General features: G+C 45.4%; 22 protein-coding genes and 1 pseudogene. 8 read left to right on the top strand and 15 right to left on the bottom strand.

Going from position 1 to position 22272, the window contains the following annotated elements; genetic code table 11:
- Nucleotides 1-50 precede the first annotated feature (50 nt).
- Nucleotides 51-440: a winged helix-turn-helix transcriptional regulator gene (locus PPA03S_RS00285; RefSeq protein ID WP_062318780.1), complete on the bottom strand. Its 390-nt coding sequence runs from the start codon at nucleotides 438-440 to the stop codon at nucleotides 51-53.
- 176 nt (nucleotides 441-616) lie between these two features.
- Here PPA03S_RS00285 and PPA03S_RS00280 point away from each other — a divergent pair, with 176 nt between their 5' ends.
- The gene (locus tag PPA03S_RS00280) at nucleotides 617-1177 is read left to right on the top strand and encodes an NAD(P)H oxidoreductase (RefSeq protein ID WP_062318779.1); all 561 of its coding nucleotides are present in this window, start codon (nucleotides 617-619) and stop codon (nucleotides 1175-1177) included.
- Between the two features lie 89 nt (nucleotides 1178-1266).
- Here the strand turns inward: PPA03S_RS00280 and PPA03S_RS00275 are convergent, their stop codons facing one another.
- Nucleotides 1267-2823: an ABC-F family ATP-binding cassette domain-containing protein gene (locus PPA03S_RS00275; RefSeq protein WP_062318778.1), complete on the bottom strand. Its 1557-nt coding sequence runs from the start codon at nucleotides 2821-2823 to the stop codon at nucleotides 1267-1269.
- A 243-nt stretch (nucleotides 2824-3066) separates the two neighbouring features.
- Between PPA03S_RS00275 and PPA03S_RS00270 the strand changes: the two genes are divergently transcribed.
- Nucleotides 3067-3546: an SET domain-containing protein gene (locus PPA03S_RS00270; protein WP_062318777.1), complete on the top strand. Its 480-nt coding sequence runs from the start codon at nucleotides 3067-3069 to the stop codon at nucleotides 3544-3546.
- 157 nt (nucleotides 3547-3703) lie between these two features.
- Here the strand turns inward: PPA03S_RS00270 and PPA03S_RS00265 are convergent, their stop codons facing one another.
- From PPA03S_RS00265 to PPA03S_RS00235, 7 genes are all read right to left on the bottom strand, one after another.
- Complete coding sequence (locus tag PPA03S_RS00265; protein ID WP_062318776.1) at nucleotides 3704-4312, bottom strand: DUF1349 domain-containing protein; 609 nt, start codon at nucleotides 4310-4312, stop codon at nucleotides 3704-3706.
- 29 nt (nucleotides 4313-4341) lie between these two features.
- Complete coding sequence (locus PPA03S_RS00260) at nucleotides 4342-5685, bottom strand: dihydrolipoyl dehydrogenase family protein (protein ID WP_062318775.1); 1344 nt, start codon at nucleotides 5683-5685, stop codon at nucleotides 4342-4344.
- Nucleotides 5686-5724: 39 nt separating this feature from the next.
- The gene (opuFB, locus tag PPA03S_RS00255) at nucleotides 5725-7239 is read right to left on the bottom strand and encodes an osmoprotectant update ABC transporter permease/substrate-binding subunit OpuFB (RefSeq protein ID WP_062318774.1); all 1515 of its coding nucleotides are present in this window, start codon (nucleotides 7237-7239) and stop codon (nucleotides 5725-5727) included.
- Nucleotides 7232-8215: an ABC transporter ATP-binding protein gene (locus tag PPA03S_RS00250; RefSeq protein ID WP_062318773.1), complete on the bottom strand. Its 984-nt coding sequence runs from the start codon at nucleotides 8213-8215 to the stop codon at nucleotides 7232-7234. Before PPA03S_RS00250 ends, opuFB begins: the two co-directional genes overlap by 8 nt.
- Nucleotides 8216-8438: 223 nt before the next feature.
- On the bottom strand, nucleotides 8439-9305 hold the full coding sequence (locus PPA03S_RS00245; RefSeq protein WP_062318772.1) for an NmrA family NAD(P)-binding protein: 867 nt from the start codon (nucleotides 9303-9305) through the stop codon (nucleotides 8439-8441).
- On the bottom strand, nucleotides 9292-9741 hold the full coding sequence (locus PPA03S_RS00240; protein WP_062318771.1) for a nuclear transport factor 2 family protein: 450 nt from the start codon (nucleotides 9739-9741) through the stop codon (nucleotides 9292-9294). Before PPA03S_RS00240 ends, PPA03S_RS00245 begins: the two co-directional genes overlap by 14 nt.
- Before the next feature lie 127 nt (nucleotides 9742-9868).
- The gene (locus PPA03S_RS00235) at nucleotides 9869-10453 is read right to left on the bottom strand and encodes a TetR/AcrR family transcriptional regulator (protein ID WP_062318770.1); all 585 of its coding nucleotides are present in this window, start codon (nucleotides 10451-10453) and stop codon (nucleotides 9869-9871) included.
- A gap of 167 nt (nucleotides 10454-10620) precedes the next feature.
- On the opposite strand from PPA03S_RS00235, the gene PPA03S_RS00230 reads away from it, so the two are divergent.
- A complete protein-coding gene (locus PPA03S_RS00230; protein ID WP_062318769.1) occupies nucleotides 10621-10983 on the top strand; it encodes an iron-sulfur cluster biosynthesis family protein in 363 nt (120 codons plus the stop codon).
- 256 nt (nucleotides 10984-11239) lie between these two features.
- The gene (locus PPA03S_RS00225; RefSeq protein ID WP_062318768.1) at nucleotides 11240-12016 is read left to right on the top strand and encodes a M15 family metallopeptidase; all 777 of its coding nucleotides are present in this window, start codon (nucleotides 11240-11242) and stop codon (nucleotides 12014-12016) included.
- 161 nt (nucleotides 12017-12177) lie between these two features.
- Here PPA03S_RS00225 and PPA03S_RS00220 read toward each other — a convergent pair whose 3' ends face one another.
- Both PPA03S_RS00220 and PPA03S_RS00215 read right to left on the bottom strand, forming a co-directional pair.
- On the bottom strand, nucleotides 12178-12846 hold the full coding sequence (locus PPA03S_RS00220; RefSeq protein WP_062318767.1) for a hypothetical protein: 669 nt from the start codon (nucleotides 12844-12846) through the stop codon (nucleotides 12178-12180).
- Between the two features lie 149 nt (nucleotides 12847-12995).
- Complete coding sequence (locus PPA03S_RS00215) at nucleotides 12996-13766, bottom strand: alpha/beta fold hydrolase (RefSeq protein WP_062318766.1); 771 nt, start codon at nucleotides 13764-13766, stop codon at nucleotides 12996-12998.
- 232 nt (nucleotides 13767-13998) lie between these two features.
- Between PPA03S_RS00215 and PPA03S_RS00210 the strand changes: the two genes are divergently transcribed.
- On the top strand, nucleotides 13999-14613 hold the full coding sequence (locus PPA03S_RS00210; protein ID WP_062318765.1) for a TetR/AcrR family transcriptional regulator: 615 nt from the start codon (nucleotides 13999-14001) through the stop codon (nucleotides 14611-14613).
- Nucleotides 14614-14812: 199 nt separating this feature from the next.
- On the opposite strand, the gene PPA03S_RS00205 is transcribed toward PPA03S_RS00210, so the two are convergent.
- Entirely contained in the window at nucleotides 14813-15043 is a 231-nt protein-coding gene (locus tag PPA03S_RS00205; RefSeq protein WP_062318764.1) for a hypothetical protein, read from the bottom strand.
- A gap of 129 nt (nucleotides 15044-15172) precedes the next feature.
- On the opposite strand from PPA03S_RS00205, the gene PPA03S_RS00200 reads away from it, so the two are divergent.
- Together PPA03S_RS00200 and PPA03S_RS32115 are read left to right on the top strand one after the other, a co-directional pair.
- Complete coding sequence (locus tag PPA03S_RS00200) at nucleotides 15173-15805, top strand: nitroreductase family protein (protein WP_062318763.1); 633 nt, start codon at nucleotides 15173-15175, stop codon at nucleotides 15803-15805.
- A gap of 403 nt (nucleotides 15806-16208) precedes the next feature.
- Nucleotides 16209-16571, top strand: a pseudogene (locus PPA03S_RS32115) (AraC family transcriptional regulator); the annotation flags it as partial.
- A 195-nt stretch (nucleotides 16572-16766) separates the two neighbouring features.
- On the opposite strand, the gene PPA03S_RS00195 reads toward PPA03S_RS32115, so the two are convergent.
- From PPA03S_RS00195 to PPA03S_RS00185, 3 genes are all read right to left on the bottom strand, one after another.
- On the bottom strand, nucleotides 16767-18011 hold the full coding sequence (locus PPA03S_RS00195; RefSeq protein WP_062318762.1) for an aminopeptidase: 1245 nt from the start codon (nucleotides 18009-18011) through the stop codon (nucleotides 16767-16769).
- 242 nt (nucleotides 18012-18253) lie between these two features.
- Nucleotides 18254-19795: an acetate--CoA ligase gene (locus PPA03S_RS00190; RefSeq protein WP_245683498.1), complete on the bottom strand. Its 1542-nt coding sequence runs from the start codon at nucleotides 19793-19795 to the stop codon at nucleotides 18254-18256.
- 351 nt (nucleotides 19796-20146) lie between these two features.
- Nucleotides 20147-21151 carry an aldo/keto reductase gene (locus tag PPA03S_RS00185; protein WP_062318760.1) on the bottom strand — a complete coding sequence of 335 codons (1005 nt, stop codon included), beginning with the start codon at nucleotides 21149-21151 and terminating at the stop codon, nucleotides 20147-20149.
- Nucleotides 21152-21353: 202 nt separating this feature from the next.
- On the opposite strand from PPA03S_RS00185, the gene PPA03S_RS00180 reads away from it, so the two are divergent.
- Nucleotides 21354-22196, top strand: a complete 843-nt coding sequence (locus tag PPA03S_RS00180; protein ID WP_062318759.1) for an AraC family transcriptional regulator — start codon at nucleotides 21354-21356, stop codon at nucleotides 22194-22196.
- Nucleotides 22197-22272: the final 76 nt, after the last annotated feature.

Below are 22272 nucleotides of genomic sequence, written 5' to 3'. Positions count from 1 at the left end.
CTCTTCAATGCAGGAAGGTTTTTTGTTTTATTTGAAGTTTGGCGGTCAGTTCAGGTTGAAGTTGAAAGCGGAATATAGTCGCTAAAATGATCTTCCAGCACTTTGCTTTTATCTCCATATACTCTGTCCAGATGATTCTCTCCCCACAGACAGATCCTGTCGATGATCTCCTGTAATGTCAAGCCATAATCGGTCAGCTCATATTCTACCTTGGGCGGAATCTGGGGATGAATAATCCGATGGATGATTTCATTCTTCTCAAGATCACGAAGCTGCTGGGTAAGGACCTTCTGCGTAATGCCAGGAATGGCTCTGCGAAGTTCACTTGTTCGTTTTTTACCTGATATCAGCTGATGCAGAATAAGAATTCTCCATTTTCCACCGACGAGTTCCAGCATCGCCTGCACACCGCTCTCATATTTTTTCATTTCCTCTTCCACTGGTAATCCCCCTTAAATCACATATATATATCCATTATTAAAAGTAACCGAAGAACTTCAAGGTATCTACAGCACTCGAAGGTGCGTACTTCTCAATAAGATGTCATGAAACTTATAATAACATTGGTCAGAACGTTAAACCAAAAAAATGAAGGAAAAAGGATGGTTACTCATACATGAAAGTCAAACTGGTCGTTACTCACCCAAGACAGGATTCCCTTACATTTGCCGTGATGAATCGTTTTATAGAAGGGATGAAAGAGAATCACCACGAAATCGATATCCTTGATCTGTATCGTGATGGATTTGATCCATTATATAGCGTGGAAGATGAGCGAGATTGGCAAAACCCCGACAAGCAGCATGCCCCTGTAATTCGCAAAGAACTGGATCGCGTGCTCGCAGCTGATGCCATTGTATTTGTTTTCCCGATATGGTGGTATAACGTTCCTTCCATGCTCAAAGCCTATCTGGACAAGGTATGGAACATGGGTCTGCTGAACAAGGCAAACGCCAAAAAGGCACTCTGGATTGCACTAGCTGGAGGAACGGAGGCTTCATTCCATAAATACGATTATTACAACATGATTTCGAATTATCTGAATAATGGGATCGCAGGCTATGCAAGAATGCAGGAATCCCGAGTCGAGTTCCTCTATGAAACCATATCCGAATCCAAAGCGCATATCGAAGGCTTGTTGGAGCAAGCCTATCAAATCGGCAGACATTACAATTAACCCTTGCAGCCCAAAAAAGACAGCGTCCATTTAACCATGGCGCTGTCTTCTGTACGATTGTTCTTGATACCTCTAGTGCAGCACGGATATTAAAATACCTTCGTTGTCCATGACTCACAATTCCATGTCTCCGTAACTACATCACGATAGAATTCAGGTTCGTGAGAGATGAGCAGAATGCTGCCTTTGTACGCTTGAAGTGCACGTTTCAGTTCATCCTTGGCGTCTACGTCCAGATGGTTCGTCGGCTCATCGAGTACAAGCAGGTTTGTTTCATTATTGATCAGCTTGCAGAGACGCACTTTGGCTTTCTCGCCACCGCTCAGCACTGCAACCTTACTCTCAATATGCTTGGTAGTCAGTCCACATTTTGCGAGTGCAGCACGTACTTCAAATTGGGTATAGGACGGGAACTCCTGCCAGATCTCTTCGATACAGGTATTATAGTTCGCTTCCTTCATCTCTTGCTGGAAATATCCAATCTCCAGATGTTCTCCGCGCTGAACAGTTCCTTCCAGAGCCGGAATTTCGCCCAAAATACTGCGCATCAGTGTTGTCTTACCAATCCCGTTCGCACCCACAAGTGCAATCTTCTGTCCACGCTCCATACGCAGATCCAGTGGTCTGGACAACGGTTCGTTGTAACCAATCACAAGACCTTTGGTTTCGAAAATGAGCTTACCGGACGTTCTTGCATCACGAAAATTGAACTGTGGTTTCGGCTTTTCCTTGGCAATTTCGATGACTTCCATCTTGTCCAGCTTCTTCTGTCTGGACATCGCCATGTTACGAGTTGCCACACTCGCTTTGTTCCGTGCCACAAAGTCCTTGAGATCGGCAATTTCCTGTTGTTGACGCTTATACGCCGATTCCAGCTGCTGTTTTTTCATCTCATGAACTTCCTGGAAGTGGCTATAATCGCCCACATAACGAGTCAAATCCTGATTCTCCATGTGATAAATCAAGTTAATTACACTGTTCAGGAACGGGATATCATGCGAGATCAGAATGAAGGCATTCTCGTATTCCTGCAAATAGCGTTTCAGCCATTCGATATGCAGTTCATCCAGATAGTTCGTAGGCTCATCCAGGAGCAGAATATCCGGTTTTTCAAGCAGCAGCTTGGCGAGCAGTACCTTGGTACGCTGTCCACCACTAAGGTCATTAACGTCCTTGTCCAGACCGATATCGGTCAGACCCAGACCACGTGCTGTTTCGTCCACTTTGGCATCGATCATGTAAAAATCCTGGTTGGTCAGCGTATCCTGGATCGTTCCTACATCCTCCAGCAACTGTTCCAATTCCTCAGGCGTTACATCGCCCATCTTGCCATACATATCATTCATTTCCTGTTCCATGTCAAACAAATACTGGAACGCACCACGAAGAACATCACGAATGGATTGTCCTTTGTTCAGCACAGCATGCTGATCCAGATAACCGACACGCATCCGTTTGGACCACTCCACTTTGCCTTCATCCGGCTGAAGCTTGCCCGTAATAATGTTCATAAAGGTAGATTTACCTTCACCATTGGCCCCGATCAGCCCAATGTGCTCGCCTTTCAGCAGGCGGAAAGAAACGTTGTTAAAGATAGCACGGTCACCAAAGCCGTGACTTAATTTTTCGACATTTAGTATGCTCATTCATGACACCTTTTCTATATAGACTTCAATTCTTGTATATTATAATCGTTATAAGCGGCACAACTCAACGGATATTGTAAATTTAGCATTCATTTTCGCTGAAATGTCCTCTGTTTCGACTTCATATCGAGGTAAACCAAAACAATGACATTTGCCTTATAGGTATGGATGAGTTAAAATTTTTGCTTAAACGACTTACTACTATAAGAATGGAGCTCTCATGCAGAGCATCAGGTGAACATTATGATTGAAGTGAAACAGTCCAAATTGGGAGATGGCGAATTTAACCGCGGTGTTTTTGCTACGGTAGATATTCCCAAAGGCCAGCTGATCCATCAGGCCCCGGTAGTCCCTTATCCCAATGAAGACCACGAACATGTTGAGAAGACCATTCTCGAAGATTACGTATTCGAATACGGAGCCAATCATACCGCCATCCTGTTGGGATACGGCAGTCTGATCAATCATTCCTACGAACCTAATGCCACTTATGACATTAACTTTGACAACCACACCTTTGATTTCTATGCTTACAAAGATATCAAAGCCGGCGAAGAAGTATTGATTAATTATAATGGCGAGGAAGATAACATGGATCCGCTCTGGTTCCTGGACGATTATGAAGAACGCATGCGCGAACTGAATGAGTCAAATGATGACAGTGACGGGAATGCGGTTGACATCGAATCCAGCTCCCCAGGCACGACGGATCTAAACAAATAAATTGTCATGCACGTTATACGAGAGTTGCAAGTTCATGTGTTGAATAAAAAGCGATGCTATGCCTTCCAAATGGATTAGCGTATTAACTCCTGTACCGCTGCCTAAATTCAAAGAAGCACGTTCTCCATCAAGGAAAACGTGCTTCTTTGCGCCCATCTCAATCGATGATCGGAGGGTCTGTGTGCAGATCCTGATCCGGTTCTGTCAGTTTCCATTTGGTAAACGCTACCTTGAAACCAGCACGCTTCGGAGAACAGAGAAACGGTCCTGCCTGCTTATTCGCTGGATAGGCAAACCGCGCAACCCGAATTGTGCGCCAAGGATGCTCGTCCGTGCGTGCACGAATGATCACGGCTTCGTCGTGATACGAGGCACGAATAGTAACGATTCGTCCACCCCACTCGGGTACTGGAGAGAGTGACCAATCGGAAAATCGATCGGTTACGACTGCTCCCACATGAGCCACACCGTCGTTGACTTCAACCCCCGCCTTGATCCATTGGTCCTGACCGTGCCAGAGCATCAATCCCGCCTGATCATATAATTCCGTGAATGAACTCAAGTCAAACGATACTTCAATGGCCTTGGTTCCATCCCATGGGGCAAGCATGGCATGTCCATTCTGGTGGCAGAAACCATAGAATGTTTTCTCCCAGAAGTCGCTGCCCTCCTGTGCTTCCACAATGAGACGGTCACCTTCCGTCCCCGCATGAACCGGTGCTGTAGTCCACTCGGCTTCATGAATCCGATGAAAATTAGCTGACATCATTTTAACCTTCCTTCCACATCATCACATTAAATTAAAGAGCCCAGGTCCGATGCGGCTGTAGGATATGCAAAATTCATGGTGTTTAACTGATCGGTCGTCAAATCGAACTGAATCGCCATGGCGAACAGGTTAATCAGTTCTTCTGTTTTGCCACCCAATATATGGGCACCCAGGATGCGCCCTGTTGCCTTGTCGATTACGACTTTGGCCATGGCAAATTTTTCATTCGTACGTTTATAAGTATACCATTTCGACATGTCATTTACCTTCACCTCGTAGCCCTCTTTCTTGGCCTGCTCGACATCAAGTCCTACGGAACCCAAGGATGGCACGGTAAATACAATCGAGGGCATTACTTTATAATTAGGTTTGTTATGATTTCCTTTGAGTAAGTTCAGGGATACAGCGCGTGATTCCTGGCTTGCGAGTGGAGTCAAAGGAAGTCCTTCCGTTGCCGCAACATCGCCAGCTGCGTAGACTTTTGGATTGCTGTCGCTTTGTAAGTACTCATTAACGGAGATGCCTTTTTTCGTATAGCTGACGTTTCCCTTCTCCAGTTCAAGCCCCTCCACATTTGGAATACGCCCTGCTCCGTGTACGACAAGTCCGCACTGCCATTGATGCTCAGCCCCATTGCGGGTTCCGCTGACCACATATGTGTTTCCCTGCTGACGAATCGCCTTCACTTCCGCATTCAAGTGCACTTGAATGCCCACTTCTTCTGATTTTTGCAGCAGCAGTTCCACCAGCTCCGAATCAAACTGTTCAAGTGGCTGTTGACCCCGATGAATAATATGAACTTCCGTACCGGCTCTGGCCGCCATATGTGCAAACTCAAAAGCAATGTAGCCGCCACCCACCAGAACCAATTTATCCGGCAGCTGTTCCAGATCAAGAAAATCATCGCTGTATATCAGATGCTCAGCACCATCGATCGGAAGTGGCGCTGGACGCGCACCTGTGGCAATTAGAATATGTTTCCCCTGCAGCACTTCTTCCCCTACACGAATGTGATCTTCGTCGACAAAAGAAGCTTTGCCATGGAACGTATCCATCCCGGCCTGTTTGTACTTATCCTCGCTTGCTCTCGGAATACTTTCGGTAAACGTACGCTTGAACGTCATCAGTTCGGACCACTGAATGGTCGCATTTCCTTTTACACCTTTACCCTTCATTCGTTCATTCCAGTCGATCAGTTCAGCCGCTCCTGCAAGTACTTTTTTGGGATCACAGCCCCGTAACGCACAGGTCCCGCCAAACTCTCGTTCATCAATCACAGCAATTTTCCATCCAGCTTCGGCGCAGCGGGATATAACAGAGCTTGCCGCGCTCCCGGTTCCAATCGCGATCAGATCATAAAGTTGTGTCATGTTGGTTCCTCCTCTTCATGGTTAACCGTAAATATCAAGCTATAGTAACCCTGCTTTTTGCAGATAATCTGCTGCTACTTGTTCTGTACTTGCTCCATTAACGTTCACTTCGTAATTCATTTGGCGCATCTCATCGTCCGTGATGCGGCCTGCAAGTTGATTCAGCACCTCTACCAGCTGCGGATATTGGTCCGCCGTTTCTTTGCGAAGCATCGGCGCTCCTTGATATGGCGGGAACAATTCCTGATCATCCTCCAGCACAACGAGTTTATACTGTCTCAATTCACTGTCAGTGGAGTAGGCATCCAGCAGATTGATGTCTCCCCGCTGAACGGCCGCGTATCGCAGTTTCGGTTCCATGGTGGCTACGTTCGGGAATTGGATGCCATACTTCTTCTGAATGCCAACATACCCGTCTTCCCGATCAGAGAATTCCAGCGTGAACCCGGCCTTGATCTGCTGCTGTACCGACTTGAGGTCCGATATTGTCTTCAGATTATATTGGTCAGCAACCTTCTGAGGGACAGCCAACGTATACGTATTGTTGTAATCCATTGGGCTGAGAAGAACCATATTGAACTGGCTTAACATCCCGTCCCTTGCCTGTTCATACACTTCTGTGCGATCCGTGCTGACTGCGGTTTCTTTCATAAATTCCGAGATGGCGGTACCCGTAAATTCCGGATAAATATCAATATCACCTGATTTCAGTGCATTGAACAGAAATGTCGTTTTCCCCAATCCAGGTTTCAATTCAACCTTCAGATCGGTATCTTTTTCAATCAGCAATTGGTACATATGAATGAGAATCTCCGGTTCGGCACCCAGCTTGCCGGCAATCACCAGATCCTTTTGTCCCCCGCGGGAGAGCCAGGGAATCGTAATCACCAGCACAGCCACCAGAGCGAGCGTTCCGAGGGTAACCAGTGTTTTCCGAAACGATAAACGTTGGAACTGACGCAGCAGCACATCAAACAAAATGGCAAGCAGCGCAGCTGGAATGGCTCCCAGAATGATCAATGCTGTATCGTTTCGGTCGATGCCGAGCAAAATCAGTTCACCCAGGCCGCCTGCACCAATCAAAGCAGCAAGTGTTGCTGTACCCACAATGAGAACCATGGCGGTACGAATTCCTGCCATAATGACAGGCATCGCGAGTGGCAGCTCTACTTTGGTCAGACGCTGCCGACTGTTCATCCCCATGGCATTCGCTGCCTCGACCATGGAAGGATCGACTTCGGATATGCCCGTGTACGTATTGCGGAGTACCGGAAGCAAGGCATACACCACAAGTGCAATGATTGCAGGAAGGGTGCCTATGCCAAATAACGGAATGAGCAGTCCGAGTAGAGCCAGAGAAGGGATCGTTTGTAATACTGCCGTCACCCCAATAATCGGCTCAGCCACTCTTGGCTTGCGTGTCAGATAAATGCCAAGCGGGATCGCAATCAGAACGGCAAAGAACAACGCGATAAATGAGATCTGAATATGCTCAAGGAGAGCTGACAACAACTGTCCTTTACGCTCACTAAACACCTCTGTAAATTCACTCATGTCCTTCACCCCGTTCCTGCAGCTGTTCTGCCCAGTACCGGATCAGATCGGCTCGACTGACCACGCCTATAATCCGGTGTTCTCTCTCGACCAGTAAATGGTCATGGGAAGACATAATATCCACCAGCTCTGGCAGCGTGATCGATGCGGGAACCGCCGTTTTGGCTGACTTCGGCACATGACCGGGTGCAAGCGGTGACATGATGGACTCCAGATTAAATAATGAAGTGACAGGCTGTGGACTTATATCCGGGTCAGGACTGCCAACAAAATCACGTACAAACTCATCGGCTGGCTGCTGGATCAGTTCTTCCGGTGTACCCACCTGTAATACTTGCCCATCCTTCATAATGCAGATGCGATCCCCCAGCTTCATCGCTTCCTGGATATCATGGGTAACAAATACAATCGTCTTCTTCATCTGACGCTGAATATCCAGAATATCATCCTGTAATTTCTCACGACTCATCGGGTCAAGTGCACTGAACGGTTCATCCATCAGTACAATTTCAGGATCGGCAGCGAGTGCACGCAATACACCGATTCTCTGCTGTTGTCCACCAGATAATTCAGCAGGTTTGCGATCACTGTATGTAGTTCCTTTCAGTCCAACCATGTCCAGCAAAGTATGTACGCGCTCCTTGATTTGCTCTGACTTCCATTTTCGGAGTTCAGGAACAACCGCAATATTTTCGGCAATCGTCATATGTGGAAATAAGGCAATCTGTTGCAGCACATATCCGATATTCCAGCGCAATTCATGAATGTTGTATTCATCAATGGGTCGTTCGTTAATTCGTACGATTCCATCTGTGCGCTCAATCAGACGATTGATCATTTTGAGCAGCGTCGTTTTGCCGCAACCGCTCGGACCAATCATGACGAACAATTCGCCCTTATTAATGTTGAGATTCACCTGACGCAGCGCATGGGTTCCATCAGGGTATTGCTTGGATACATTTTCGAACTGAATCATCCGTTCTCTTCTCTCCTTTTTATCAAACATTCATTCTCATCTATTTCCCCAAAAGCACAGACATATAATCACCGCAATGGACTATGGTATCGTTGGTTTCTCTAGAAACTGGTATACGGCCGGATATCTCCAAAGGTTGAACAATCAGCAAAAAAGACGGGCTCCAGGCACCGTCTTCGTATTATCCAGCAGAAAATCTGCTTCCATTATTTTATAAATAATCTTAAAGTTTTTCAGATACTTTCATATGCTGCCTAATAAATTGTTCCAAAGAAATCGGGCTTTGCCCCGTGACGTTGAGTACCGTATCCGTCGTTTGATCTTCTCGGCCTTCCTCCCGGATGAACACATCCATTCCTGCCAGCGTTGTTGCATAGTCTTGCGTCATCCCCGTCCGAATCAGGCTGTTCCTCAATTGTTCATCCGACAAAGATTCATGCTGCACAGGCTGATCCAGGATACGACTGATGGTGTCAGCAACCTGCCCATAGGACAAGGACTCTGGACCCGTAATAATATGAGCTGTATTATGGGGCACAACATCGGTCAGAGCATGAAAAGCAACGGCTGCGATATCATCTGCACTGACAAAACCTATTTTCCCGTCTCCAGCGGCACTGTAGATTTTCCCGAGCTGCTCTATCGTTTCCCGATGCGGTCCCTCCGTAAAGTTCTGCATAAAATAGGAAGGTCGTAGTACCGTCCACTCGGGAGCAAGCTCCTTCAAGCTTTGATGTACTTTGCCAAATATAGCTCCGTCTTCATCAAGGGAAGCACTGCCAAGCAAGACGAATCGTTTAACTCCGCTCCATAACGCTTCCTTGATGAACGGAATCATTACAGCTTCGGGATTCATGTCCATGATTGGCACGACAAGGTACACATGATCCACATTTTTCAGAGCTGAACCATATGTGGTGGGATCATACCAATCAAAATAGACATGGTTGTCGTGAGCTTCAGAAGAAGATGGCTTTTTTCTCCCTGCCAGACGCACCGGATATTGATTTTTCCGAAGTATGGCGGCAAGGCGGCTTCCAGTCTTTCCATTCCCTCCTGTAATTAGTGTTAAAGGTTTATCTTTGATCATTTTCATTTCCCCCCAAGTCCGATTCGAGAACTACCATCGGATTCCAATAGTCTTTATAATGTGTAATCTTGCCGTCCTGATGGCTCACTACAGAGATGTAGCTTTGGTTATAAGGTTTGCCTGTGATCAGAGAACGCCCCTCACACGTGAACTCGGCCACAAACTGTTGTTTCGCATGATCCGCCAGGATCACGGGTTCAGAGAACTGCTGGATTTCAATCATCTTCATAAGATCATGTACATGATTCGCAATTGCAGCTTTGCCTTCCAACTTCTTAGGGAACCCTGATGGGGAATAAGGAAATTCGAAGACAGCTTCTGTTGCATATAGCTCCATCCACTCGTCCAGGTCTCCATCCAGTAGCAATTGAGTAAATCCGTGCATAATACGTTGTGGCATATCATTACCATCTTCCATCTGATAAGAATGCGTCATATTCACTTCCTCCTTCGGTTTGCTCTGTGTTCATTTTCCAGACTGATCAGTCTAAAATAGTGAAAAAATAAACGCCCTAAGCGTTCATTTTCAAAAATCCACACGAATCCTTGCACATATCCTGCCATCATTTCATAACACTTAATGTTGTACGCACCAGCTCCCGCAGCACTTCTGTACTGGCACCGCTCTTGGCCGTGAAGGTCAATGACAGGCGGGAATAATTCAGAAAACGGGCAATACCGGGCAATTCATCCTCGGCATGGTTAAATTCACCGTTTTCATGCCCATGGATAAGCGCCGCAAGAAAAATATCTTCCATTCGCTTGTTGTTGGCTTGAATAAAGTCGGCAATTTCATGATTTTGAGGTGCCTGTTCAACGGCGCTATTGATGATAAAACATTCGTTGCGACGCTCCTCGTCCGTCAATACATTAACGGCTTCGTTGAAAAGCTGTTCCATCCCCTGCCGCACATTGGTGCATTCATTCAACAGCCGAATACTCGCCTCTGTTTTCTGCAGAATATAAAATTTAAGGGCAGAGACAAATAAATCATGCTTGGTTCCATACGTGTCGTACAAACTTTGTCGTGCAATACCAAGCTCATTCAGCAGGACGGTCAACGAGGTACCCTCATAACCGTAGGCTCCGAATACAGCCGTGGCTTTCCTTAACACACTTTCGGTGTCAAACTCCTTGGCTCTTCCCAATTGAAGACCTCACCTCCCTCTGGATTAAGAAAAGAATACACTTTCCAGACTGATCAGTCAAGAAAATAAATGCTTTGATTTTTGGCAAAGTGGTATAATGACAATAGAAACTGAATGATACCATTCAACATGAAGATCATGCCAACATATATAAGGAGTGGAGCGATATGTATATTCAAATTACAGATTTGGCTGCTGCCAGATTGACTAAAAGCCTGAATGATCAGCCCGGTTATTTCAAAGTGATCTATGATCTGGAAGGCTGCGGCTGTAACGGAATTATTGCCATTTTGATCGTGGATCAACCCGAAGCTCTGGATGTACAAATGGAAACCAATCTGGTGCCGTTCTACGTTGATCCGAAGCAACAGTTAAACCTGGAGCAGCACATGAAGCTGGACACGGAACCCAACTATCCTTCCTTCAAATTAAGCAGTGACTCCGGTGTACTCAGCAGTAATATTCGCGTTCGGGATGCACGTGCAGTGACTGCTGGAAGTTCTGATCAATCTGTTACATGCGAGCTGTAATCCGCAGTTTCGTAGTTTTGAAATGCTGAAGATTTGATTTGCTCTAGGTACACACGAAGACTTTGCACAAAGGTTGCAGAGTCTTTTTTCATTCTCTTTTTCATGTTCTTTTCCTCGACATACCATCAAAGCTATGAATCTCGCAAACTTTGTTTACAACTCGGAAACAATTGGAGAACCTATGGATATAATCCTCTAGTATACTCGGTATATAACAAAGCACGAGATTGATATAATCCGAGGAGGAACATCCATCATGAAATCTTTTACACGCAAATCCATCGTATCGACGATACTTATAGGTTCAGTTGTAGCGGGCTCAGCATTTACAACACTGCCCTTTACGATGAATATGAACCCGGTCGCATCCGCAGCTGCCAACTCCAGTTTCACTCAATTTCTGCATGAAAATGCTCCAGGTCGTACGATTAAAACGAGTGGCGGTCTGGCAACGGTAACAAATCTATCAAGCACGGTTGTGCTTGTGAATAAAAAGAGAAACTTGCCTTCTACCTATGCCCCTCAGGATCTGGTTGTTCCTAACATTCCATTTAGCTTCTCCGGCTCCAGTCCGAAAAAGCAAATGCGTAAAGTGGCTGCAACAGCGATTGAGAAATTGTTCGCGGCTGCCAAAAAAGATGGTATTGATCTCAAAGCCGTGTCTGGCTATCGCTCGTATGCTACACAAAAATCTATTTTTGACCGTAATGCAAGTATTAAAGGCGAAGCTGTTGCCAACAAAACCAGTGCTCGTCCTGGTCAAAGTGAACATCAAACCGGTCTTGCCATGGATATCTCCAGTGCATCGGCAGGATATGATTTACAGCAAAGCTTTGGAAACACCAAGGAAGGCAAATGGCTGAAAGCCAATGCGCCTAAATACGGATTTATCATTCGTTATGGCAAGGATCAAGAGAAATTGACAGGATACTCCTATGAGCCATGGCATGTGCGTTATGTCGGTGTATATATTGCTGGCGAAATTACGAGCCAGAAACTTACCCTCGAACAATACCTGGAGCGCGCCAAATAATAACAGGAATCTGTAATACCAAAACCATTCTTCTGTTCTGATGACCATAGTATTTAAAAAAAGCAAACTGAACGATACAGGACGGGGCCCAATGTCGGATCCCGTCCTGTATCGTTCATATCTACAACAGTTGCAGCGGCGGCAGCAATGGACATCCGTTTTTACAGCCTGCCCAATCTCCACAACAATGTAGTGGTTTTCCAAATCGAGAAGATTAGGATCAGCTCAAACACGTTGGTTAATGCTCCACTTTCAAACGGCAGTGGGATTAACTGCCCGACAAATAACAGTGTAGTCCCAACAAACATCCATTTCCCTTTTAGTTTTAAAAATATGATTAAGCCCACGAACAAGAGTATCATTCCAACAATGATAACCATAATAGGCGGACCTTGATGACCTTCTGCCATATATCTCAGCACCCCATACTCTTCTATTGGCGTGAGATGTTTCACCTCGTATAAAGTAAAGCTTATAATCTGGTAAATAACAAGGCCTACCGTTATCAGCCATGCTGCCACATTCGTTATATTGTTCTTTGCAAACTTGATACCTGAGCTCCGCAAGATCTGGTAGCTAACAAGGACAAGGAGAGGGGTAGCAAAAGCATGTAGCCAGAACCGAAGACTACTGAGGGCCAATAGCCGTTCTCCCTCCCCGATCAGATGACCCGCAGCAATAATTCCATTATCATAGGCTAGGCTGAGCGATACGATAAGCTGAAAAACGGAATATGGGAGCCACTGCTTCCTTTGGGTTACATCGACGCTCATCCGAATGACAAGGATCAGATAAACAAGAGTAAGAGCGAAATATATCCATACATCCAAGTTACTCCACCATCCCAATATCCAGCCCTAAAAGGCGGTTGATAAGAAAGCACACAGGACTGTTATACTGTATCAACAACTATTGCTCTTTACGTTTTATTTCTTTATAAAATCTACACGAATCGAACTGAAGATCATATATAACAGACTTATTGTTTGCTATTTATCTTTGCGATCCATTTCTCTACAGCAAGAACAACCTTTTTTAATTGCTCCTTCTCTTCAATGGCCGGATCATTATCCCCTTTTTGTTTTCCGTATGAACCGAATTGTCCATGGTTTCCTCCCTCTACACTGACATACAAGGTGTCTGCAGGTAAATTGGTTTTGGCACTTTCCCAAGCTTCTCTATCAAGAACGCCATCTGCTGTACCTGTAATTTGTAAAACAGATAGGTCTGTATCTTTTATTGATCCGGTCTCATCCGCATAAGAAGCCAGGAAAAACACACCCTCAAGCTGCTCACTGTGCTCCGAAGCATATCTTGCTGCAAACGAACCACCTAAAGAGTGTCCCCCAATCACAAATGATTCGTCGGGGTGTTCTTCCAGAAAAGAGTCAGCTTTATTTTGACCAAAAATGGCTAGATTCAGCGGCATTTCTGCAATGTAAACACGATGTCCCCGTTCAGCCAGTTCCCTGGCAAAGGGAGAGTAGCCTTCCGGTTCTACCAGACCCCCAGGATAAAAAATAATATTCGGTTCAATGACCTTCCCGGGTAGAGGCTCAAATTTGTAACCGTTCTTGACCTCTGTTACTTTGACTTGATTATCGCTCTGGAACGCAATCTCCGCCTGATTGGAAGGGCTGTAGGTTATTGAATTGAGATATACGAAAAAGCCAATGATAACAATCACGATGAACAAACATGCCCATAACAGCCGTTTGGTCCATTTATTTTTTCTCTTTGTTTTTTCCAAAGTTATGCCCCCTTTTCAAAAATAAAATAAATCCTATAAAAATTATTATCATTAAATAACTGAGCCGTTTTAATAATGTATATTCTTCAACTCCTATTCATCAGCTCGTTTTTTGTTTATCATTGTACTGTTGCTTCGTTCTTTATAAATTATATTTACCGGTAAGTAAAATTACAAGGCTTATCTTGTTCTATGGATTAATTATCATAAAATATTCACGGGGGTACTGATCATGAATACAGATTCACAACGCTCACCAGGAAGACCGAAACAAGCAGAAGATGATTTACCCGTACAGGAAATCATTCTTCAAACGGCCGCCAAACTGTTCATGGAGCTTGGATATGAGCCCGTGTCACTTCAGCAAATTGCTAAAGCTTGCAATGTATCTAAACCATCCATTTATTATCACTTCACCAGCAAATCGGAACTTTTTAAGATCGCGGTTACGACCATGTTTCAAAATGTGCACCGAGTTACGTCACGTTTATTAAGAGAAGCAGACCATCTGGAAACAGGACTGTTAAATGTGGCAGAAGCCAGATTAGCTAATCCTCACGCGGAGATTGAAACAATGCTCAGAGATGCGGAGAGACATTTAAGCAAGGAACAGATCGAGGAAATTAGAGCAGCGGAAAATAAAATTTATGTAGAGCTGGCTGACTATTTTGAAGATGCGATGGATCATAACATTCTTCGAAGAAAAAATCCCATGCTTCTTGCACAAACTTTCTCAACCATGATGGTCATTGGTCATAAGGAAGATACATTAAGAAAACAGGATTCCACGCTACATTTAGGCAGGGAGATCGTCGAAATTTTTTTACGAGGTACGTTAGAGGAATAACTGGCTTAAAGGCAAAGGAACCTAAGACACGTTATATTGAAATTCAGGGCCGTTATCACGTCTTATTGGGGAGATTCCAGGAAATAACGTGTCTGGGGTCCCTTACAACTTAAAAGAGTCCTAAGGGCCGAATGAGATGTCCTGTGTTCCATAGAAAAGAAAAGAGCATGCTCATGGCCTCTGATTTCTCCTTATTGACCTACGATTTTCTGAATACCATGGGCAGTCTCTTTAAGCTTTCCGTTCCGACCCAGGAACCAGCTCCAGCAAGAAGTGCATTATGAAAAAAATAGAGGGCAACATTGTACGCGATCGTACCGAGGACCATCTCCACGACCAAAAAACGTTTCAGTGTAGAGGATTCAATGACATATACCTGAAATTCCTGCCTGGACTTTCCAGCCCTATACCTTGTGATAAGTGTTTTCATGAATCACCTCTCCTGTTTTATGTTATCGTATGGCAAGGAGATCTTGTCTTATTCAAAAATAATACTTACATAAAGTAACTAAGCGTGTTATAGTCAGTTGATAGAACATACATAAGCGAGGGAAATTACATGAGTGAACTGGAGAACCTGGTCAAAAATCGTAGATCGGCCGTTATTTTCGAAGAAGGCATTGAGATTACGGAGTCGGAACTGCAAGAGATGTTTGCCCTGAACAAATTCGCACCTTCTGCCTTTAATCTGCAACACACCCACTATCTTGTGCTTACCGACGCCAAGCAAAAAGAAAAAGTTTATGAAGCTTCCCAGCAATACAAAGTTAAAACCGCCTCTGCCGTCATTGTCGTATTGGGCGATGTCAACGCTCACCATCATATTCGTACCATTAACGAGGGCCTGCTGAATCTCGGCGCACTTACTCCGTTTCAATACGAACAGGAATCACAAAATGTTACCGAATTTTACGAAACACGTGGAAGGTTCTTCCAACGCGAAGATGCCATTCGTAATGCCAGCCTGTCGGCCATGCAATTGATGCTGATCGCTCAAGATCGTGGTTGGGATACCTGCCCCATGATTGGTTTCGACGCTGAAGAGCTGCAACGAACATTGGATATTCCAGACCATTATGTACCCGCCATGCTGATTACGATCGGCAAAAAGTCGGAAGCCAAGCAGCGTCCACGCGGATACCGCAAACCGATTAACGAATATGTCAGCTTCAACAAAATGCAGGCTGAATAACTGAAAGCTGTAAACCAAAAAGCCACGATTTCGTGGCTTTTTGGTTTGAACAGGTTTATCCTATCCCTTAATACGTTTCATAAATAAGGTCCTCCGATATTTCAAATGTGTTGTCAAACGACGCATACACACATAGTCGTCCGGCAGGCGTATTGCCCGCGTCATACCCTACTCAAAAACGGCCACCTTTCTGAAAATCCACGTCAGCCAAAAGCAATTCATTCACATTACGGGTATCCAGCTCGGTTAGATGATTATGATTGCACCGGATTTCTAGCTATCACTGAAAATAGACTTAAAGTCCTACGATCTCTCTTTTCCCAAAAATACATATGAATATTTTTTTATACCATGATAGCATTCGAGATGTATCCTATAACCGTAACGAAAGGAATGAACACCAATGGAAATTCACATGGAAAACCTGCCAACATCCCGGCTTGCTTATGTACGACAAGTAGGTCCGTACGGTCCCGCCAACAGCCAAGCGATGGAAACATTAAAGTCCTGGGCAAGATCCAAAAGCCTGCTTACAAGGTCGACCATCTTGTTCGGCATTCCGCAGGATAACCCGGAAACCACCCTCCCCTCTCAATGCAGGTATGATGCTTGTATTGTCATATCGGAGGATTACTGCCTGGATAAGTCGACTCCCCAACTTGAAGAAGCTGAACTTCCTGGCGGGCAATATCTGGTTTGCAAAGTCAAACATACAGCAGAAGATGTGAAGCAAGCCTGGACCGAGATTTTCCCGTATTTGCAGAGCAATGGTTATATCCTGGACAACAAACCTATTTTGGAAAGGTATGCAGGTGATCTCCTTCTTCTGGATTTTGCGAAATATGTGTACCCATTAAGCTGCTATAATCATTCAAAGTCAAAGTTGTGGATGCCAAACACAAAAAAGGTGACTTCAACGTTGAAGTCACCTTTTTTTTGCTTGTTGCCTTGTTTTTACCAATTAAAATGTCCAGTTTCCTTTGCGGAATACAGGTTCGACTGTACCATCCTGCAGTTCACCATCGATGTCCAGCTCAGCGGAACCGATCATGAAGTCCACATGGGTCAGGCTGACATTGCATTCATGTTTCAGCAATTCCTCGTTAGACATCGTTGTACCATCCTTCATGTTGAATGGATATGCACTACCGACGGCCAAATGGCAGGATGCATTCTCGTCAATACCGGTATTATAGAAAATACGATTCAAGTTGGAAATTGGGGAATCATGCGGCACCAAAGCCACTTCACCAAGATAACGCGCCCCTTCATCGGTGGCAAACAGGTTTTTCAGATGCTCTTCACCCGAAGCTGCTGTAAAAGCAACGACCTGTCCATCCTTGAACGTAATTCTCATCTGGTCTACGAGCTGTCCATTCAGGTTCAGCGGCATCGTGCTGCTGACGAATCCGTTGACTCCGCTGCGCTTCGGCATCGTAAATACTTCTTCTGTCGGCATGTTCGCAACGGTATACACACCTTGCTTGTTTTCTCCACCGCCGCCACCCCAGATATGGTTGTTCACGAGTTCGATTTTTAAATCAGTTCCGGGTGCACGATAGTGCAGGCTTTTATAGTTTTTCTTGTTCAGCAAATCACTCATGGCATTCAGGGTGTCCAGATGTTTTTTCCAGTTCTGTACAGCGTCTCCGCCATCGACACGGTTCATTTTGAAGATGGTTTCCCACATGACGTGAATACGATCTTCCTCTGGAATGTCAGCAAACACTTTGTTCGCCCAGGCCTTGGTTGGCGCTTTGATCAGACACCAGCTAATCTCGTGGTTACGCGTATATTTCGAATATCCGCGTCGTGCATGAGCGGCAGCCTTGGTTGCACGCGAAACGTTGTCGGCATTGATGCCTTTGTATAATTCAGGGTCTGGAACTTTGATTGTCAGGGTTGCGCCGCCCGCTTCTGCAAACTTTTCCATCATGTCCGCCTTCCAGGCTGGATAATAATCGAAGCTGTCATCAGATCCATGTTCAAAACGACTGCGTGTAATATCATCGTCATCGAAATCAACCTGTACATACTTGGCACCAGCTGCATACGCCTTTTGCACGATCAAACGGGTGAATTCCAATGTCTCGATAGGAGCCGTCACGAGCAGATCCTGTCCCTTCTGAATATTTACGCCGACTTTAACAACCAGCTCTGCGTATTGTTCCAACGACTTCTCAAAGGTTTGTTCAAAATTACTCATGATTGTGTTCACTCCTGATTCATATTTAACTGACTATTGCTGCACAAGGATTTGAGATCTGCCGAGTGGCCGTTACAGTGAAGGATCGTTCTTTCGATCGCCGTTGTCTCCAAATTTTCTTGATTGTCTTTTCAAATGTTAAAATTCGGAGACAAATGCGAGCGCTTCGCTGCTACAGAATCGATTCCTTTCCCTTCACTACTTATGCTGATATTTCCAACTATTTGTTTAAACGCAATCATTTAAGCCTTGCGTTTTTCTTGCTCACGCAGCTCAATCCGGCGAATTTTACCGGAGTTTGTTTTCGGCAGATCAGCTACAAACTCGATTTTGCGTGGATATTTGTAAGGTGCCGTCCACGACTTCACATGGCTTTGCAATTCCCGGACCAGTTCTGGTGAAGCCAGAGACCCGTCTCTCAGCACAACAAAAGCTTTCACTACATTACCGCGAATTTCATCGGGACTTGCAACGACGGCACATTCCTTCACGGCAGCGTGCTTCATCAGCGCTTCTTCCACCTCGAACGGTCCAATCGTGTATCCCGAACTAATAATGATATCATCACTGCGACCTTCAAACCAGAAATATCCTTCTTCATCTTTACGTGCGCGGTCACCTGTTACAAAATAATCCCCGCGCTGATTCGCTTCCTTTCGGCCCTCATCCTGATAATAAGCACGGAACAAGGCTGGCATGTCCTTATGCACTGCGATATCTCCTACTTCACCAGCAGGTACAGGTTGTCCTTCTTCGTTGATGATCTCTATGAGGCCCGGTGTAATCGACTGCCCCATCGATCCGATTCGTACAGGAGCATCTTTCAAGCTGCCAATCAGCAGCGTGCTCTCGGTTTGTCCATATCCGTCCCGGATCGTTAGGTCGAAGTGACGCTGGAAAATTTCAATCACTTCCTGATTCAACGGCTCACCGGCAGACACAGCGCTGCGCAGTGCAGACAGATCATGCTGACCAAGATCGTCTGCTTTGGCCATTAAACGATACTCCGTTGGCGTACAGCATAGAACGTTGATCTGGTGCTCCTGCATCAGTTCCAGATAACGTTTGGGTTGGAATGATCCATTATAAACGAGTCCAGTCGCCCCTCTTCCAAGTACGGACAGAAAGGGACTCCAGATCCATTTTTGCCATCCAGGCGCTGCCGTGGCCCAGACCGTATCCGATGGCTGAATATCCAGCCACAACGATGATGCAATCCGCAAATGGGCATATCCCCACCCATGGCTATGTACTACCCCTTTTGGATTCCCGGTCGTACCGGAGGTATATGCGAGAATGGCCATATCGTCTCGATGTGTTTCCACCGCAGCCATCTCATCGGATTGGCCTTGCATTAACTGTTGTACGTTGATCCAGTCTTCTCCAGGTACACTATCATCACCATTTGGTGATGCAACGATGCGGTGTGCCAATGCTGGCAGATCTGCATCTATTTTTTCAACTTCAGCGGTTGTCTCGGACCAGACAATGACAGCCCGTGCCTCGGAATGCCGAAGACGATACTCCAAATCTTTCGCACGCAGCATCTCGGAAGAAGGAATAACCGCAATGCCCAGTTTTAGGCAGGCAATATAAATAACGTAGGCAATAATCCGGCGTGGTACCATGACCAGCACCCGGTCGCCCTTCACCAAACCAAGATCACGCAAGCCTCCCGCAAGACGATTTGCCTGCTTGAATAACTCACCATATGTGATCTCTTCCAATTCTTTATGATCGCTCAGCCATCGAAGTGCAACCCGATCCGACGGATGATTCTCCATCTCGGATGTCAGGTTGTAGGTTTCAGGCGAAATCCACTGTTGGAAATTCAAATGGAGCCTCTCCTTCATATTTCAAATGTAAAGCATCTATATATTATACCCTAAATCCTAGGACCTGGTGCTATGATATAAAATTGTTTACGAAAAAAATAAACATCGGTCAATAAAAATGACCTCATCAGGAATGCCTTATTATATATAGGACTTGATATATTCAACAAAAAAAAGATGTCTTCCCCACGATCAGGAAGACACCTTTTAATTTTTCTACTATCTATAACCGATTAATTTCAACTCAACATGCTATAAAGTTCACTGTACGTTCCCAAATCGTATTCCTCTAATTACAAGTTACCAAGCATAGTTCCCTATACCCTCCAAAATGCTTTCGATCTCATTAAGCTCGTCCGTCGTTAGTTCGGGGGCCTGAAGGGCAGCTACGTTTTCTTCGATCTGGGACACACGGCTTGCGCCGATCAGAGCAGAAGTAACTCGGTTACCACGCAAAATCCAGTTTAGCGCCAATTGGGAGATCGTTTGACCTCTTCGCTCGGCAACCGACTGAAGTGCTTCGAACTTTGCGATCCGTTCGTCCGAATAAGCTTCTTTTTTCAGATTGCCTGTTGGATTGGTGCGCTCTTCCTTGATCTTGTCCACATATTTATTCGTCAACTGACCGCGGCCAAGCGGACAAAATGCAATCGATCCTACACCGTGCTCATCCAGCACTTCTTGCAGCCCATCTTCGATCCAGCGATGCAGCATCGAGTAGTTGGGTTGATGAACCAGACAAGGTGTCCCTAGACCACGTAAAATAGTAACGGCTTCTTTGGTCTGTGCGGCATCATAGTTAGATAAACCTACATACAGAGCTTTGCCCTGTCTAACGATATGATCCAGCGCAGTCATCGTTTCTTCGAGCGGTGTCTCCGGATCTGGACGATGATGATAGAAAATATCTACGTAATCCAGTCCCATACGACTGAGACTTTGGTCCAGACTGGCAATCAGGTTTTTGCGGGAACCCCATTCGCCGTAAGGACCGTTCCACATATGATACCCTGCCTTGGTTGAGATGAGCAATTCATCACGGTAAGGACGCAGATGTTTTTTGAGAATGACACCGAAATTCTCTTCGGCTGATCCTGGAGGTGGCCCATAATTGTTGGCCAGATCGAAATGGTTAATCCCCAGATCAAATGCGCGCAGGATCATCTCTTCCTGGATATCCAGATTGCGGTTTCCACCGAAGTTCTGCCATAAGCCAAGCGCAATTTGCGGCAGCTTGATTCCGGTTTTGCCAGAGCGTGCATACTTCATTTCACTGTATCGTTGTTCACGCGCAGTATAGGGCATCGTTAATCTCTCTTTTCCTGTAAAGTTATTGAACACCCTTTCATCTTAGACATTTTCCATACAAAACGATATGGCATTTCACTATAACGATATGGAAAAATGATTGTTATCTTTATCAGCCTATATTCATAAAACGATTCCTTTTTCGCTTTTATATGTTAAAATGCAAGATGAAACAACTTCATAACAGGAGTGAATAACCTTGATTACGTATATGTGCAAAAACAATCACTCTCAGGAACTGCAGCTCCTTCATTACGGTACAGAAGCTTGTGCGCCCGGTCACCACTTCGGTCCGGCCATGCGGGACTATTACAAAATCCATTACATTTTGGACGGCAAAGGTACCTTCGAAGTCGGAGGCAAAAAAGTTACGCTGCGCAAAGGACAGGGATTCCTCATCGTCCCCCATTCAGTTGTTCATTATGAAGCCGATCAGAATGACCCGTGGGAGTATAGCTGGGTTGCTTTCCAAGGAAGTAACTGCCCTTCGTTATTGCAGCAGGCTTGTCTATCTGAGCACCATCCGATCTTTGAGCTGGGTAATGATGATGAGATGCGCTCCTGTCTGCATCGTATGATCAACTCTCGCAATACGCATAAAGGCTGGGAGGTCAGCATGACAGGATTGCTGTTTCAGTTTTTCTCCATCTTGATTGATCAGGCCAATGAGGACAGCCCCATATCAGTCCAGGACTACACGAAAGAAACCTATGTCACTCAGGTGATGGACTTCATTGAGATCAATTATGCCAATACCATAACGGTACAGTCCATTGCATCTCATGTTGGGTTGCAGCGAAGTTACCTGTGCTCCCTCTTCAAAGACAAAATGGGTACCAGTATTCAGTCTTATCTGGTCAATTATCGAATGCGCAGGGCGGCTGAATTGACGCTGGACCCGGCCCTGACCATTGGGGATATCTCCCGTTCCGTTGGATATGCCGATCAGCTGCTCTTCTCCAAAATGTTCAAAAAGGTGATGGGCGAAGCCCCCACCTATTATCGCAAACACAAAACAGCACCCTCCCATTTATGCAGCTAATGGGAAAGTGCTGTTTTTGTATTTTGTCATACAGAATATAATGGACTGTAGATCTCAGGGTTCATTCTGTTCTGCT

Source organism: Paenibacillus pabuli NBRC 13638, assembly GCF_001514495.1.
Taxonomy (GTDB): Bacteria; Bacillota; Bacilli; order Paenibacillales; family Paenibacillaceae; genus Paenibacillus; species Paenibacillus pabuli.
The sequence above is the reverse complement of the archived record's forward strand: the minus strand, read 5'-3'. Positions and strand labels throughout refer to the sequence as shown.